This window comes from Kocuria dechangensis, assembly GCF_014636775.1.
Taxonomy (GTDB): domain Bacteria; phylum Actinomycetota; class Actinomycetes; order Actinomycetales; family Micrococcaceae; genus Kocuria; species Kocuria dechangensis.
Genome location: NZ_BMEQ01000001.1, coordinates 303,945 through 318,366, shown reverse-complemented (window position 1 = coordinate 318,366; position 14,422 = coordinate 303,945). Strand labels below are relative to the sequence as shown.

At 74.2% G+C, this 14,422-nt stretch carries 12 protein-coding genes; 3 read left to right on the top strand and 9 right to left on the bottom strand.

All coding sequences use genetic code 11. The features are described 5' to 3' along the window. Window position 1: 1 nt before the first annotated feature. A complete protein-coding gene (gene gatC / locus IEW07_RS01365) occupies window positions 2-298 on the bottom strand; it encodes an Asp-tRNA(Asn)/Glu-tRNA(Gln) amidotransferase subunit GatC (RefSeq protein WP_188534024.1) in 297 nt (98 codons plus the stop codon). A gap of 138 nt (window positions 299-436) precedes the next feature. Between gatC and IEW07_RS01360 the strand changes: the two genes are divergently transcribed. Continuing rightward, the gene (locus tag IEW07_RS01360; RefSeq protein WP_188534023.1) at window positions 437-1,000 is read left to right on the top strand and encodes a hypothetical protein; all 564 of its coding nucleotides are present in this window, start codon (window positions 437-439) and stop codon (window positions 998-1,000) included. Between the two features lie 190 nt (window positions 1,001-1,190). Here the strand turns inward: IEW07_RS01360 and IEW07_RS01355 are convergent, their stop codons facing one another. The 7 genes from IEW07_RS01355 to IEW07_RS01325 form a co-directional block, all read right to left on the bottom strand. Further along, window positions 1,191-1,961, bottom strand: coding sequence for a LysM peptidoglycan-binding domain-containing protein (locus IEW07_RS01355; protein ID WP_188534022.1), 771 nt, complete (start codon window positions 1,959-1,961; stop codon window positions 1,191-1,193). 480 nt (window positions 1,962-2,441) lie between these two features. Next, the gene (locus IEW07_RS01350) at window positions 2,442-3,281 is read right to left on the bottom strand and encodes an inositol monophosphatase family protein (protein ID WP_188534191.1); all 840 of its coding nucleotides are present in this window, start codon (window positions 3,279-3,281) and stop codon (window positions 2,442-2,444) included. Window positions 3,282-3,283: 2 nt separating this feature from the next. Next, on the bottom strand, window positions 3,284-5,539 hold the full coding sequence (ligA, locus tag IEW07_RS01345; RefSeq protein ID WP_188534021.1) for an NAD-dependent DNA ligase LigA: 2,256 nt from the start codon (window positions 5,537-5,539) through the stop codon (window positions 3,284-3,286). Window positions 5,540-5,630: 91 nt separating this feature from the next. Continuing rightward, entirely contained in the window at window positions 5,631-6,404 is a 774-nt protein-coding gene (locus tag IEW07_RS01340) for a YqjF family protein (RefSeq protein WP_188534020.1), read from the bottom strand. A 135-nt stretch (window positions 6,405-6,539) separates the two neighbouring features. Beyond that, window positions 6,540-7,550, bottom strand: a complete 1,011-nt coding sequence (locus tag IEW07_RS01335) for a MaoC/PaaZ C-terminal domain-containing protein (protein ID WP_308738202.1) — start codon at window positions 7,548-7,550, stop codon at window positions 6,540-6,542. A gap of 26 nt (window positions 7,551-7,576) precedes the next feature. Then, window positions 7,577-8,959, bottom strand: a complete 1,383-nt coding sequence (locus IEW07_RS01330) for a 3-oxoacyl-ACP reductase (RefSeq protein ID WP_188534019.1) — start codon at window positions 8,957-8,959, stop codon at window positions 7,577-7,579. Window positions 8,960-8,993: 34 nt separating this feature from the next. Then, window positions 8,994-10,400: an acetyl-CoA C-acetyltransferase gene (locus tag IEW07_RS01325; protein ID WP_229741481.1), complete on the bottom strand. Its 1,407-nt coding sequence runs from the start codon at window positions 10,398-10,400 to the stop codon at window positions 8,994-8,996. A gap of 77 nt (window positions 10,401-10,477) precedes the next feature. Between IEW07_RS01325 and IEW07_RS01320 the strand changes: the two genes are divergently transcribed. Both IEW07_RS01320 and IEW07_RS01315 read left to right on the top strand, forming a co-directional pair. Further along, window positions 10,478-11,305, top strand: a complete 828-nt coding sequence (locus tag IEW07_RS01320; RefSeq protein WP_229741480.1) for a TetR/AcrR family transcriptional regulator — start codon at window positions 10,478-10,480, stop codon at window positions 11,303-11,305. 77 nt (window positions 11,306-11,382) lie between these two features. Beyond that, window positions 11,383-13,794: an acyl-CoA dehydrogenase family protein gene (locus tag IEW07_RS01315; protein WP_188534017.1), complete on the top strand. Its 2,412-nt coding sequence runs from the start codon at window positions 11,383-11,385 to the stop codon at window positions 13,792-13,794. A 108-nt stretch (window positions 13,795-13,902) separates the two neighbouring features. Here IEW07_RS01315 and IEW07_RS01310 read toward each other — a convergent pair whose 3' ends face one another. Then, window positions 13,903-14,421 carry an SRPBCC family protein gene (locus IEW07_RS01310; RefSeq protein WP_188534016.1) on the bottom strand — a complete coding sequence of 173 codons (519 nt, stop codon included), beginning with the start codon at window positions 14,419-14,421 and terminating at the stop codon, window positions 13,903-13,905. Window position 14,422: the final 1 nt, after the last annotated feature.

The window sequence follows — 14,422 nt, the reverse complement described above, 5'->3', positions numbered from 1 at the left end:
ACTACTCCTCGTCCAGGATGGCGGGAACCTTGAACTTGCCCTCGGCGGCGTCGGGCGCGTTCATGAGCGCCTCCTCGGCCGTGAGGGTCTCGCCCACGACGTCCTCGCGGAAGACGTTCTGCAGCGGGATCGGGTGGCTCGTGGCCGGGACGTCCGGGCCGGCGGCCTCGCTGACGGACGCGACGGAGTCGACGATGAGGTCGAGCTCGCCGGCCATGGACCGCAGCTCGTCCTCGCTCATCTCGATGTGCGCGAGCTTCGCCAGGTGGGCGACCTGCTCGCGGGTGATCGCAGACATGCACACTCCTGCTCGTGGTAGGGGTTGTTTTCCGGTCCAGTCTAGCCGCGCGGCGTTCCCCTCCCTCCCGGCGGGGAGCGACTCCGCAGGGGCATACCCTGGAGGGGAGCACCGACCACCACACAGGAGCACCCCGAGATGGCCAAGAGCACACCCGCCCGCAGCAAGAAGGTCCGCGGCGACCGGAAGGACCGTCCGCGGGGCCGCGCGAAGTCTGGGACGACGACGCGCGCGGCGTCCGCGGCCGACGCCGCCAACGCCTGGCGGCAGCGGGTCAGCAAGGACGGCCAGGCCGCGATCGACACGCTGGTGGCCCACGTCAAGGCCGTCGCCGAGGACCAGCTGGGCCGGTTCGGCGCGTTCCCCGCGTTCCTGGTCACGGGGCGCAAGGACGGGGAGTTCGAGCTGGACGCCCTGCCCCCGGAGCAGGCCGAGGAGCTCTCCCCCGAGGCGGCCCTCGACGCGCTCCGGGCCAGGGCGGCGGAGCTGCGGGACGACATCCTGTGCGCCGGGGTGGCCTTCCCCGTGACCCTGCCGGACAGCTCGGGCCAGACGGCCGTGGCCGTGCAGGTGGAGCACCGCGAGGGCGAGGCCCTGACGGTGGTGCTGCCGTACCGGACCAAGGGCGCCGAGCGCTCCGTGTCCTTCGGGGACGCGGTGGTCCAGGCCGCCGACCAGTGGCTGTGGCCCGTGGCCGACTGATCCTCCCCGCCGGCCGTGCCGGTCCCGGCACGCGGTGCGGTCCGGGCCGGCACGCGGTGCGGGGCTGTGGACCGAGCCGGCGGACCGGACAGAGCAGAGCTGGAGCCGGCACGACGAAGGGCCTCTCCCGTCGGGGAGAGGCCCTTCGTCGTGCCGTGGCGCGGAGCCCGCGCGGCCGATCCTGGGTGGATCAGACGGTGAGGTTCAGCACCTGGCCCGGGAAGATCAGGTTCGGGTCGGCGATGCTGCCGGCGTTGGCGGCAGCCAGGGCCTCCCAGCCACCCTCGATGTCGAGCTTGGCGGCGATGATGGAGAGGGTGTCGCCGGCGACGACGGTGTAGGTCTCGCCGGAGGCGGCCGGGGCCACGGGGGCGGCCGGGGCGACGTACTCGACGACGGGCTCGGCGGCGGGGGCCGGGGCCTCCTGGACCACGGGGGCCGCAGCGGGGGCCGGGGCCGGAGCAGCGGCGGGAGCCGGGGCGGCCACCGGGGCCTCCTTGGCGGCGGGCGCGGGAGCCGGAGCCGGAGCGGGGGCCTCCTCGACAGGGGTGACGGCCGTGGACTGCGGGGCCACGGTGGTGGCGGAGCCCATGGGGTTGTCGGAGGGAGCAGCGGAGCCGCTCAGGCCGAGCTTGGCGGAGCAGGCGGGCCAGGCGCCCCAGCCCTGGCCGTCGAGAACGTTCTCGGCCACGGCGATCTGCTGCTCGCGGGAGGCGGACTCGGGGGAACCGGAGCCACCGAAGGCGGCCCAGGTCGAGGGGGTGAACTGCAGGCCACCGGAGAACCCGTTGCCCGTGCTGGTGTTCCAGTTGCCACCGGACTCGCACTCGGCGAGGGCGTCCCAGGTGGAGGCCGGAGCGGCGTTGGCCGGCAGGGCCAGCGCGCCGACAGCGGTGCCACCCAGAACCAGGGCGGCTGCACCACGACGGACGTTGCGACGAATAGCGGAGGTGTTGTTCATAATGCTCCCGCGGGCCACCTGCGCTCGTTTCCGTCCCCGGATGTCTTCGCGCCGTCGTCTACCCGTCAAAAGTGTTGATGGGTAAGTGCTTACAGGTGTCTGCCCTTCAGACGACGTGCGGTGTTACGGCAGCACCTAGCATGGAGTTGTTGGCAGGCCGGAAGATCGAGCTCCGGACACACCGGATCCCCGGAGGAATCCTCGGGGAAGCTGTTGATAACGGTAGCGTAACGATTTTCGTTTGGCCACCCTTTTGCACGCTCCGTGATGTATAACACACCGAATGTGAGGTATGACACGGAAGAGCGGTGCAGGATGCCGACTCGCCCCCGGTCGGCAGACGGGACCGAGGTCCCACGGAGCGGAGGGCAGGGGCCCTCGGGAAGACGCTCCGAAGATCACGCTAGGGCAACGGAAAGGTTACGGTCAAATCACGGACGGGAACGCTCCCCGCCGGCGACCCCTCCGCGGACCGGCCGATCAGCCGGCGATCCCCTTCTCACGTGCGGTGATCCATGCCGCGAGGCGCAGCTCGGCGGGCACCTCGCCGTCCAGGGGCGAGGGAAGATCGGGACGGTCCACGCGGGCGCCGGCCTCCTCGGCGATGAGCGCCCCGGCCGCCCAGTCGTGCTCGTGCAGGCCCTGCTCGCCGTACCCGTCGAGCGCCCCGTCGGCCACCATGCACAGGTCCAGCGCGGCAGAACCAAGACGTCGCATGTCCGTATATGACGCCATTGATCGCAAGAAAGTATCGAACTGTCGTTCACGGCGCACCGGGTCGAAGGAGAAACCGGTGCCGTAGAGCCTGCCGGGACGCTCGGGGAGGGGCCCCTGCAGCCGGCGGACGCCGCCGTGCTCCTCGACCCAGGCCCCGGCGCCCCGCACGGCGTAGTAGACCCGGCGCAGTGCCGGGGCGTTGACGACGCCGACGAGCCAGTTGCCGTGCACGTCCGCGGCCGCCACGGACGTGCAGTAGTAGACGATGTCGCGGATGAAGTTGGTGGTCCCGTCGAGGGGGTCCACCGACCAGCGGGTGCCGGAGGGGTGGTCGGGGCGGTGCGTGCCGGACTCCTCACCGGTGACGGTGTCGTCCGGGCGCCGCTCCAGGATCGCGCGTAGCACGGCCTGTTCCGCCGCCACGTCGAAGCGGGTGACCCAGTCCCCCTCGCCCGACTTGCGGTCCACGTGGAACTGCGCCGCGTCCCGGCCGCGCAGCACTTCGGCCCCGGCCTCGGCGGCCGCGAGCGCGACCTCCAGCAGCTCCTCCAGCTCGTGCCCGCTCGGGCCCAGGCCCTCCAGCACGTCGTCGTGGCGTCCCATGCTCACTCCCCGTCCTCGTCGTCGTCCGTGCCGCCGATCGCGCGGCCGTCGGTGAAGGCCTCCGGGCCCTCGGCGAGCAGCAGCTCGAAGCCCGCCTCGTCCAGCACGGGCACCCCGAGCTGCTCCGCCTTGTCCAGCTTGGTGCCCGCGTTCTCCCCGGCCACCAGGAAGTCGGTCTTCTTGGACACGGAGCCCGAGGCCTTGCCGCCGCGCACTAGGACGGCCTCCTTGGCGGAGTCCCGGCTGTAGCGCTCGAGGCTGCCCGTCACCACCACCGTGACGCCCTCGAGGGTGCGCGGGACGGACTCGTCCACCTCGTCCTCCATGCGCACGCCCGCGGCCGCCCACCGCGCGACGATCTCGCACCGCCACGGCTCGGTGAACCACTCGGTGACCGCCGCGGCGATGACCGGGCCCACGCCGTCGGCGTGGGCGAGGGTCTCCTCGTCCGCCGCGCGGATCGCCGGCAGGGAGCCGAAGGCCGTGGCCAGGGAGCGGGCCGCGGTGGGGCCCACGTGCCGGATGGACAGCGCCACGAGCACCCGCCACAGCGGCTGGGCCTTCGCCTTCTCGAGCTCCTCGAAGAGCTTGCGGGTCGTCGCGGTGGGCTCCGACGGCTTCTTGGCCGTGCCCTTGGTCCAGAAGTACGGGACCAGCTCCGTCTCCCCGGTGGGCACGCCCTTCGACTTCTTCTCCCGCCGGATCCGGACCTCGCGCAGGTCCTCGGGCGTGAGGTCGAACAGCTGCGCCTCGCTGGTCAGCGGCGGGGTCTCCGGCTCGTCGGGGCGGGTGAGCGCCAGAGCGGCCTCGTAGCCGAGCGCCTCGATGTCGAACGCGCCGCGCCCGGCGGCGTGGAAGACCCGCTCGCGCAGCTGGGAGGGACAGCTGCGGGCGTTGGGGCAGCGGATGTCGACGTCGCCCTCCTTGGCCGGGCGCAGCTCGGTGCCGCAGGAGGGGCAGTGGCTGGGCATCACGAACTCGCGCTCGGTGCCGTCCCGCAGGGCGACGACGGGCCCGACGATCTCGGGGATGACGTCGCCGGCCTTGCGCAGCACCACGGTGTCGCCGATGAGCACGCCCTTGGCCTTCACGACGTCCTGGTTGTGCAGGGTGGCCATCTCCACGGTGGACCCCGCGACCCGCACGGGCTCCATGAGCCCGAAGGGCGTGACGCGGCCGGTGCGGCCCACGTTCACCAGGATGTCGAGCAGCTTCGTGTTGACCTCCTCGGGCGGGTACTTGTACGCGACGGACCAGCGGGGCACCCGGGAGGTGTGACCGAGCCGGAACTGCGTGCGGCGGTCGTCGACCTTGACCACGATGCCGTCGATCTCGTGGATGAGGTCGTGGCGGCGGCGGCCGAACTCCTCGATGAACGCCAGCACCTCGCCGGTCGAGCCCAGCACCCTGCAGTAGGGGCTGACCGGCAGGCCCCAGGCCTTCAGGAGCTCGTAGACCGCGGACTGGCTCTCCGCCTCCAGCCCGGTGGCGGCGCCCACGCCGTGCACGAACATGGACAGCCGGCGCCGGGCCGTGACCTCGGGGTCCTTCTGCCGCAGGGAGCCGGCCGCGGCGTTGCGGGGGTTGGCGAACGGCGCGCGGCCCTCGGCGACGATGGCCTCGTTGAGGGCGCGGAAGTCCCGGGAGGAGATGAACACCTCGCCGCGGACCTCGACCTCCGCCGGGACCCCGTCGCCGGTGAGCGTGGTGGGGATGGAGGAGATGGTGCGCACGTTGTGGGTGACGTCCTCGCCCGTGGTGCCGTCGCCGCGGGTGGCGGCCCGGACGAGCTCGCCGTCGCGGTAGAGCAGGTTCACGGCGAGTCCGTCGATCTTCAGCTCGGTCAGCCACGCGGGCGCCGGGGCGCCGGGCAGCGCCTCGATCGAGGCGGTGGTCTTCTCCAGCCAGGCGGTGAGCTCGTCGGTGGAGAAGACGTCCTCGAGGGAGTACATCCGCGCCAGGTGCTTCACCGGGGCGAAGGCCGCGGAGACCTCGCCGCCGACCTCCTGGGTGGGCGAGTCGTTGGCCACGATCTCCGGGTGCAGCGCCTCGAGCTCCTCGAGCCGGTGGTAGAGCTCGTCGTACTCCGCGTCCGAGATGGTGGGAGCGTCCTCGACGTAGTAGGCGGTGCGCGCCTGCCGGACACGGTCCACGAGGTCCGCGTACCGGTCCCTGAGGTCCTCGGCCGGCTCGGCCGGGTTCAGGTCCTGGCCGGTGGCGTCGACGGGTCGTTCGTCAGTGCTCTGCTGTGGGCTCACCCGACCATTGTGGCCCACGTGCCGGACACGACGGCCGACGGCGCGGCCGTGCCGGGGAGCCGTGCTGGGCAGCCTCTGGGCCGGCGCCGGGTCAGCGGGGGTCGTCCAGGTCCAGCGGCAGCCCGAACCGGGTGCGGACCCCCGGGGAGCACAGGACGCTGTCCGGCGGGCGCTCCGCCAGGTCCCCCAGGCCGGCGGCCCGCACCAGGTCGTCCTCGAGCCCCAGCAGCTCGCCCCGGTGCAGGGGCCAGGGACCGTGCGTGTTGGGCACCCACAGGGGCCGCCCCCACCAGGGGGTGTGGAGCCCGAAGCGCGCCGTGAGGAACAGCTCGCGCGGCCCCGGCTCCTCGATCGCCTCCCCCACGGCCACCCGCAGCCTGCTGGTCACCCTGGCCTCAGGGCGCAGCGCACGGCGTCGGCTGCGGTACTCGAGCACGTCCCGGCCCGCGGCGTCCCGCTCCCGGGCGCAGCGCATCCGGGCCCACCGGTAGGGCACGTTCAGCACGGTCCGGGCGGCCACGACGACCGCGGCCCGCTCCGCCTCCAGCGTGAGGAACACCACGCCCCGGCGCCCCCGCTCGTCCACGGAGTAGGTGCGCACGTTGAGCTCGAGGAAGCTGCCCAGCCACGGGACCCGGACCGCCGGGCCGAGGCCGGCGCCGTCCATCCGGAACGGCACCAGCCCCACCCACGCGTGGTCCTCGTGGAGGTCGGGCCGCACCCCGCGCGGCAGCAGCGGCGCCACCAGCCCGGGGTCGGCCTTCCAGTGCACGAAGCAGGCGTCACGCCACCACTGCGCCGAGACGCGAGGGGTGGGCAGCGGCGGGCCCTGGGCGTTCAGCGGGCGCGGCGGGTCGGTGCGCATGGCGTCGATCCTAGTGCTGCCCCGTCCCGGTGCGGCGGCCGCAGAGGAGGCGCGTTCTGCATGTCCCGCAGCCGAGGAGCCGCGTTCGAACGGACACCGTGGCGTGTTCCGTTCGAACGCGACCCCCGGCGGGCCTCATCCGCCCAGCCGCGCGACGCCGCCCGTGAAGTGCGGGCGCCCCGTGCGCGGATCCCACCCTGCGTAGTCGGAGCGGGTCCAGTCCGCGCCGCGCCCGTCGTCGGCCACGGAGAAGGCCACGACGCCCGGCAGGAGCACGGGTGCCGCGAACTCGGCCGTCCAGCGGAACGGGGTGCCCGCGGGCACCCGGACCTGGGCGAGGGCCCGCGAGGCCGAGTACATCCCGTGGGCGACGGCGCCCCTCATCCCGAGCGCCCTCGCGGACGGCCCGGAGAGGTGGATGGGGTTCCAGTCCCCGCTCACGGCGGCGTAGTCGCGGCCCGTGCCGGCGGGCAGCGACCAGCGGCCGGTCGGCGCCGGCGGCACGAACCGCGGGCGCGGCGGCTCCCCGGGCGCGCCGGGCACGCGCACGCCCTTGGCCAGGTAGGTGGAGCGGCCCGTCCAGACGGGCCGGCCGTCCTCCCGGTCCAGCCGCACGACGACGTCCAGCTGGGCCCCCGCCCGGTGCGGCCGCAGCCGCTCGGCGCGGGCGGTGACGGTGAGGTCCTCCCCGACCGCGACCGGCGCGAGGTGCTCGACCTCGTTGGCCAGGTGCACCATCCGCAGGAGCGGCAGGGGGAAGTCGGGGCGGGTGAGCACGCTCATCGCCACGGGGAAGGCCAGGGCGTGCAGGTGCCCGGAGAACGCCTCCGTCCCTCCCGGCCCCTCCCGCAGGGGCGCGCCGACCACGCGGCAGAAGGCCTCGTGCCGGGACGGGTCCACGGTGACGCCCTCGACCACGTGCTCCACCGGGGGCAGCTCGGGCCTTCCCCCTCCGTCGCCGCGCAGCCGCCCGGGGAGCCTGGCGGCTGCCGCCCGGGCCAGGCCTCCTCCGGCCGCGAGGACCGCGGCCCGGGCGAAGAGCCCGCGCAGCGACGGGACCTCGCCCAGGACCACCTGGTCGCGCCGGGCCCCGTGCCCCGGCCCGTCCATCTGCTCGTCCGTCTGCTCGTCCGTCTGCTCGTCCATCTGCCCGTCCATCTGCTCGTCCACCGTCAGGCCCCCACGAGGTTCTGGCCGCACACGCGCAGCGTCTGGCCGTTGACGCCGCCGGCGGCGTCCGAGGCGAGGAAGATGACGGCCTGCGCCACGTCCTCCGGCAGGCCGCCCTGCTGCAGGGAGTTCAGCCGGCGCGCGACCTGGCGCCGGGCCGCCGGGATCCCCGCGGTCATCTCCGTCTCGATGAAGCCGGGGGCCACCGCGTTGATCGTCCCGCCCCGCGCGGCCAGCAGCGGCGCCGTGGCGGCGACCAGCCCGATCACGCCGGCCTTGGAGGCGGCGTAGTTGGTCTGGCCGCGGTTGCCGGCCACCCCGCTCGTGGAGGCCAGGCACACGATGCGGGGCGCGTCCCCGAGCCCCTCGCCGGCGAGCAGCTGCTCGTTCATCCGCAGCTGGGACTCGAGGTTGACCGCCAGCACGGAGGACCAGCGCTCCTCGTCCATGTTGGCCAGCAGCTTGTCCCGGGTGATCCCGGCGTTGTGCACCACGACGTCGAGCCGGCCGAAGCGCTCCCGCGCCAGTTCGAAAACCCGCCGCCCGGCGTGCTCGTCGGTGACGTCGAGCTGCAGGGCCACGGCGCGCAGCTCGTTGGCGAGCGCGGCGAGGGGCTCGCCGGCGGCGGGCACGTCGACGACGACGACGCGGGCGCCGGCCTCGGTGAGCGTGCGGGCGATCTGCGCGCCGATGCCGCGGGCCGCGCCGGTGACCGCTGCGACCTTGCCCCGCAGCGGCGCCTCCCAGTCGTCCGGGAGGGCCCCGGCGTCGTCGTCGACCGTGACGAACTGGCCCGACACGAACGCGCTGCGCCCGGAGAGCAGGAACCGCAGGGCGCCCAGCGCGCTGGGGGCCTCCGGGGCGACCCCCTCGCCCAGGAGGACGCCGTTGGCGGTCGCGCCGCCGCGCAGCTCCTGGGCCACCGAGCGCAGCAGGCCGACGACGGCCTGCCGGGCCGCCGCGACGGCCGGGGGCACCGGGACCGCCGCGGCGGGGGTGGCCGAGGCCGCGCCCGTGCCGATGCCGGGGGCGGGCCGCGAGACGGTCACCACCCGTCCGCCGGAGGCCAGGGAGCGCAGAACCCCGCCGAGCCCGAGGGCGGGCTGCGTGAGGTCCGCGGGCCGCTCGATCCCGGTGAGGGCGAGCACCACCGCGCCGAAGCGGGCGACGTCCTCGGGGTGACGGCGGACGTCGAGGTCCCAGCCGAGCAGGGCCGTCGCGATCCGGTCCGCCTCCGCCCCCCGGCCCAGCACGAGCACGGGGCCCGGGACGAGGGGCGCGCCCCGCCGGTGGCGGCGCAACCGGGCGGGGGCGGGCAGGCCGAGCCGGCCGGCGAGCCGTGCGCCGGGGGCGGAGCTGACGAGGTCGAGATAGGTGTCTGCCATGAGGGTCCTTGCTGGTCGTCGGGGACGGGGGGGGTCAGCGGGCCTCGAGCACGGCGGCGACGCCGAGGCCGCCGGCGGCGCACACGGAGATGAGCCCGCGGGCGGGGCGCCCGGTCTCGTCGGCGCGCTCGCGCAGGAGCTTGGCGAGGGTGGCCACGATCCGCCCGCCGGTGGCGGCGAAGGGGTGGCCGGCCGCCAGCGACGAGCCCGCGACGTTGAGCCTGCTCCGGTCCAGCGTGCCGAACGCGCCGTCCAGGCCCAGCCGTTCCCGGCCGAACTGCTCGTCCTCCCACGCGGCGAGGGTCGCGAGCACCGTGGCGGCGAACGCCTCGTGGATCTCCACGAAGTCGAAGTCCGCCAGCGCCAGCCCCTGGCGGGACAGCAGGCGGGGCACCGCGTAGGCCCCGGCCATGAGCAGGCCCTCGTCGCCGTGGACGAAGTCGACGGCCGCGGCCTCGACGTCGACGACCTCGGCCAGCACCGGCAGGCGGTGCTCGGCGGCCCAGTCCTCGGACGCGAGCAGCACCGCGGAGGCGCCGTCGGTGAGCGCGGTGGAGTTGCCGGCCGTCATGGTCGGCTCGGCCCCGAGGGACTTCCCGAAGACGGGCTTGAGGCCGGCGAGCTTCTCCCGGGTGCTGTCCGGGCGCAGGTTGTTGTCCCGGGAGACCCCGCGGAACGGGGTGACGAGGTCGTCGTAGAAGCCGCGCTCGTAGGCGGCGGCGAGGTTGCGGTGGCTCGCGGCGGCCAGCTCGTCCTGGGCCTCGCGGCCGATGCCCCACCGGGCGGTGGTGATGGCCTGGTGCTCGCCCATGGACAGCCCGGTGCGGGGCTCCCCGGTGCCGGGGGACACGGGCTTGAGGTCGGCGGGACGCAGCCGGGCGAGGGCCCGGAGCTTCTGCTGCGTGGTCTTCGCCCGGTTGAGCTCGAGCAGGGAGCGGCGCAGCCCCTCGCTGACCACGATGGGGGCGTCCGAGGCGGAGTCCACACCGCCGGCGATGGCGGAGTCGATCTGGCCGAGCCGGATCTTGTTGACCAGGGTGGAGACGGCCTCCATGCCCGTGGCGCAGGCCTGCTGGACGTCGAAGGCGGGCGTGCGGGGGTCCAGCACGGAGCCCAGCACGGACTCGCGGGTGAGGTTGAAGTTCTTGGGGTGCTTGAGCACGGCCCCGGCCGCGACCTCCCCGATCCGCTCCCCCGCCAGCCCGAAGCGCGCGGCCAGGCCGTCCAGGACGGCCGTGAGCATGTCCTGGTTGCCGGCCGTGGCGTAGGCGCCGTGGGCGCGGGCGAAGGGGATGCGGTTGCCGCCCACGACGACGGCGCGGCGGGCCACGCCCGTCCGGTCGGCGGGGCCGGGGGTGGTGCGCTCGGCCGTGGCCCCGGCGCGCTGCTCGGAGGACTGCTGGGGGGTGGGCTCGGGGTTCTGCTGGGGGGACTCGGTCATGGTGTGCTCCTCGGGCTCCTGCGGTTCATGTGATGCCGATCACGTCAACGGCGATGTTACCTGATACCCTGGGTATCGTGAAACAGGTCAGCACTCCCGAGTCCCCGTCGGACGAGCCGGCGCCCGCACCGGACGGCCGCTCCTCCCGCTGGGCCCGCCACCGCGCCCAGCGACGGATCGAGCTCATCCGCACCGCCCGCGCCGCCGTCGACGAGCTCGGCCCCCAGGCCTCGATGGAGGAGATCGCGTCCGCGTGCCGGACGTCCAAGTCCGTCTACTACCGGTACTTCGGGGACAAGGCGGGACTGCAGCGGGCCGTCGGCGAGTACACCGTGACCCGGATGCGGGACCGCCTGGAGGAGGCCGTCCGCGCGGCCGGGACCTTCGAGGGCACCCTCGAGGCGATGGTCGCGGAGTACCTGCTGAGCATCGAGCGCTCGGCGGCGGTGTACCGCTTCGTGGTGAGCGTCTCCCCCGACCCCGGCCGCGGGCGCGGCGAGCGGCACCGCCCCGAGCGCCCGAAGGGCGAGAGGTCCGAGAAGGCGGAGAAGGCCGACGGGCCCCAGGAGGGTCCGGCCGCGGAGGGCCGTGAGCGCTACCTCATCCAGGAGTTCGTCGACTCCGTGTCCGCGCTGCTGGCCGAGGCGCACGTGCGCCACTCCCCCGCCGAGCGGCGCCTGACCGAGCCGATGCTCAGCTACTGGGCGTCCTCGACCATCGGCATGGTCCGCGGGGCCGGCGAGGCGTGGATGAACACGCCCGACGGCACCCCCCGGCCGTCCCGCGAGCGCATGACCGCGCTGATCCTGGGCTGGGCCGTCAACGGCATGCGCCCGCCGGGTGCCTCCGGAGCGGAGGCGCCCGGAACCCCGGGCGCCGCGGACCCCGGACCGCCTCCCACCTGAACCACACGACGGACCCGGGCCGACACCGGCCACGGTCCCGCACCGGCCACCGCCGGCCATCCACGACAGGAGCTGTCATGACCACCACCGTCGACCGGCCCACACCCGGCGCCCCCGGCCCCTCCGCCACCGCGTCCGGCACCCCGGCGGACGCGGCCCCCGCCGTCGACGTCGCCGCCCTCGGCGAGCTGCTGCTCGGGCGCTGGGCCGGCACCCGCCGCGAGACCCGCCGGATGCTGCTGGACGAGCGGCTGCACAAGCACGAGAACCTCACCCACCAGGACCACCGCGAGCGCGTCCTGGGGCAGCTGCACCTGCTGGTCGAGCACGGCGCCATGAGCCGCGGGCTGCCGGAGGCCTACGGCGGGCACAACGACCCCGGGGGCAACGTCTCCGGGTTCGAGGAGCTGTTGCTCGGCGACCCGTCCCTGCAGATCAAGGCCGGCGTGCAGTGGGGCCTGTTCGGCTCGGCCGTGCTCAACCTCGGCACCGAGGAGCACCACCGCCGGTGGCTCGCGGACATCCGGGACCTCAGGATCCCCGGGGTGTTCGCCATGACCGAGATCGGCCACGGCTCCGACGTCGCCTCGATCGGCACGACGGCGACGTACGACCCCGCCACCGAGGAGTTCGAGATCCACACCCCGTTCCGGGCCGCGTGGAAGGACTACCTCGGCAACGCCGCCGTGCACGGGCGCGCCGCCGTGGTCTTCGCGCAGCTGGTCACCCTCGGCGTCAACCACGGCGTGCACGCGTTCTGGGTGGACATCCGGGACGAGGACGGAGCCTTCCTGCCCGGCGTGGGCGGGGAGGACGACGGGCACAAGGGCGGGCTCAACGGCATCGACAACGGCCGCCTGCACTTCACCCGTGTCCGGGTGCCCCGCACGCACCTGCTGAACAAGTACGGGGACGTGGCCCAGGACGGCTCCTACAGCTCGCCCATCGCGAGCCCGGGCCGGCGCTTCTTCACCATGATCGGCACCCTCGTCCAGGGGCGGGTCTCCCTCGACGGCGCCGCCGTGGTCGCCAACAAGGCCGCGCTGGCCATCGCGATCCGCTACGGCAGCGAGCGCCGCCAGTTCAACGCGTCCTCGGACGTCCAGGAGGAGGTGCTGCTGGACTACCAGGAGCACCAGCGCCGGCTGCTGCCCCTGCTCGCGGAGACGTACGCGATGAACTTCGCCCACCAGGAGCTGCTGCACAAGTACGACGACGTCTTCTCCGGCCGCGAGGACACCGACGAGAACCGGCAGGACCTCGAGACCCTGGCCGCGGCGCTCAAGGCGCTGTCCACGTGGAGCGCCCTCGACACCCTGCAGACGTGCCGCGAGGCGTGCGGCGGCGCCGGGTTCCTCACCCGGAACCGGCTGACCTCGCTGCGCCACGACCTCGACGTCTACGCCACCTTCGAGGGCGACAACACCGTGCTGCTGCAGCTCGTGGCCAAGCGGCTGCTCACCGACTGGTCGAACGAGTTCAAGCAGGTGGACATGGGCGTGATGGCCCGCTACGTGGCGGGCCGGGCGACCGAGGCCACGTTCCACCGCTCGGGCCTGCGCAAGCTCGGCCAGGCGTTCCGGGACACCGGGGACGTGCGCCGCTCCGTCAACGCCCTGCGCGAGGAGTCCGCGCAGCGGGCGCTGCTGACCGACCGGGTCCAGACAATGGTCGCGGAGGTCGCCGAGGCCCTGCGGCCCACCGCGAAGCTGCCCCGTGCGGACGCCGCGGCCCTGTTCAACGAGCACCAGCACAAGCTCATCGCGACGGCCCGCGCCCACGCCGAACTGCTGCAGTGGGAGGCGTTCACCCGCGGCCTGGAGCAGGTCGAGGACCCGGGCACCCGGACGGTCCTGACCTGGCTGCGGGACGTGTTCGGGCTGCGGCTCATCGAGAAGAATCTCGCCTGGTACCTCTCCTACGGGCGGCTGTCGATGCGCCGCGGCCGCAGCCTCGACGAGTACATCGAGCGGCTGCTCGCCCGGCTGCGCCCGCACGCCCTCGATCTCGTGGAGGCGTTCGGCCTGGAGCAGGGACACCTGCGGGCGGAGATCGCCACGGGGATCGAGGCCGAGCGCCAGGAGGAGGCCGCCGCCTACTACCGCCGGCTGAGGGCCTCGGGCGACGCCCCGCTCAAGGAGAGGGCCCCGGCCCGCGAGCAGGCGACCCCCGCCGCCGGAGCCCCCGGCGAGAAGGCGCCGGAGGACAAGAAGGAGGAGAAGAAGAAGGAGCGGAAGGCGGAGAAGCACGCCGAGCGCCGGTCCGAGCGGAGCTCGGAGCAGAAGGCCGAGCGCACGCACGAGCGCCGGCTGGAGCTGCGGTCGCTGAAGAAGGCCGAGACGACGGAACGAGCGAAGACGGGAAAGGCGGAGAAGACCCAGAAGGACGGCCGGGGCGTCCCGGAGCCGCCCGAGGATTCCGCTCAGGAGTCCGCCGACAAGTCCGCCGAGGAGTCGGCCGCCGGGACCGGCGTCCCGCAGGAGGCCTGACCCGCGCCGTCCGCGGCCACCGCCGGCACCGCCAACAGCGCGGCCACGACGGCGCCGCCCCCGGAACACTCCGGGGGCGGCGCCGTGGTGCGCGGGGCGGGCCGCCGCTCAGCGGGTGGAAGAGGTGTCCCCCGTCCGCACGGCGCCGGCGAGGAGCCCGTCGATCTGCTCGAGAGCCTGGCGCATGCCCTCCTCCATGCCCATCTCGAGCATCTGCTGGAGCTGCTCCGCGCTCTCGAAGGTCGAGACGACGCTCATGCGGGTCCGGTCGTCGACGGTCCCCAGCGTCACGACGGCGTGCGACGTCCCCAGGGACATGTCCGGCTCGCCGTCCTCCCCGGCGAAGCCGTCGTCGAACTCCAGGTGGCGCGGCGCGTCGATGGCGGTGATCGTCCACCAGCCGCGCGGCTTCTCCCCGTCCGGGCCGGTCATGTAGTAGCGGCAGCGCCCGCCCTCGGTGAACTCGTACTGCTCGAAGGTGGCGGGCCACTGGGGCGGGCCCCACCAGCGCTCCAGCTGGCGCGGGTCCTCCCAGACCTGCCAGACGCGCTCGATGCTCGCGTCGAACTCGGCGACGAACGTGAGGGTCAGCGCTTCGGTGTCCTGGTGTGAATCGATGACAGGCATG

Excerpts from the sequence above, each read along its gene's own strand:
- IEW07_RS01310 (WP_188534016.1), bottom strand. The coding sequence starts at position 14,421 with ATGCCTGTCATCGATTCACACCAGGACACCGAAGCGCTGACCCTCACG.
- IEW07_RS01330 (WP_188534019.1), bottom strand. The coding sequence starts at position 8,959 with ATGGCAGACACCTATCTCGACCTCGTCAGCTCCGCCCCCGGCGCACGG.
- IEW07_RS01315 (WP_188534017.1), top strand. The coding sequence starts at position 11,383 with ATGACCACCACCGTCGACCGGCCCACACCCGGCGCCCCCGGCCCCTCC.
- IEW07_RS01360 (WP_188534023.1), top strand. The coding sequence starts at position 437 with ATGGCCAAGAGCACACCCGCCCGCAGCAAGAAGGTCCGCGGCGACCGG.
- IEW07_RS01325 (WP_229741481.1), bottom strand. The coding sequence starts at position 10,400 with ATGACCGAGTCCCCCCAGCAGAACCCCGAGCCCACCCCCCAGCAGTCC.
- IEW07_RS01355 (WP_188534022.1), bottom strand. The coding sequence starts at position 1,961 with ATGAACAACACCTCCGCTATTCGTCGCAACGTCCGTCGTGGTGCAGCC.
- gatC (WP_188534024.1), bottom strand. The coding sequence starts at position 298 with ATGTCTGCGATCACCCGCGAGCAGGTCGCCCACCTGGCGAAGCTCGCG.
- IEW07_RS01350 (WP_188534191.1), bottom strand. The coding sequence starts at position 3,281 with ATGGGACGCCACGACGACGTGCTGGAGGGCCTGGGCCCGAGCGGGCAC.
- IEW07_RS01335 (WP_308738202.1), bottom strand. The coding sequence starts at position 7,550 with ATGGACGAGCAGACGGACGAGCAGACGGACGAGCAGATGGACGGGCCG.
- IEW07_RS01340 (WP_188534020.1), bottom strand. The coding sequence starts at position 6,404 with ATGCGCACCGACCCGCCGCGCCCGCTGAACGCCCAGGGCCCGCCGCTG.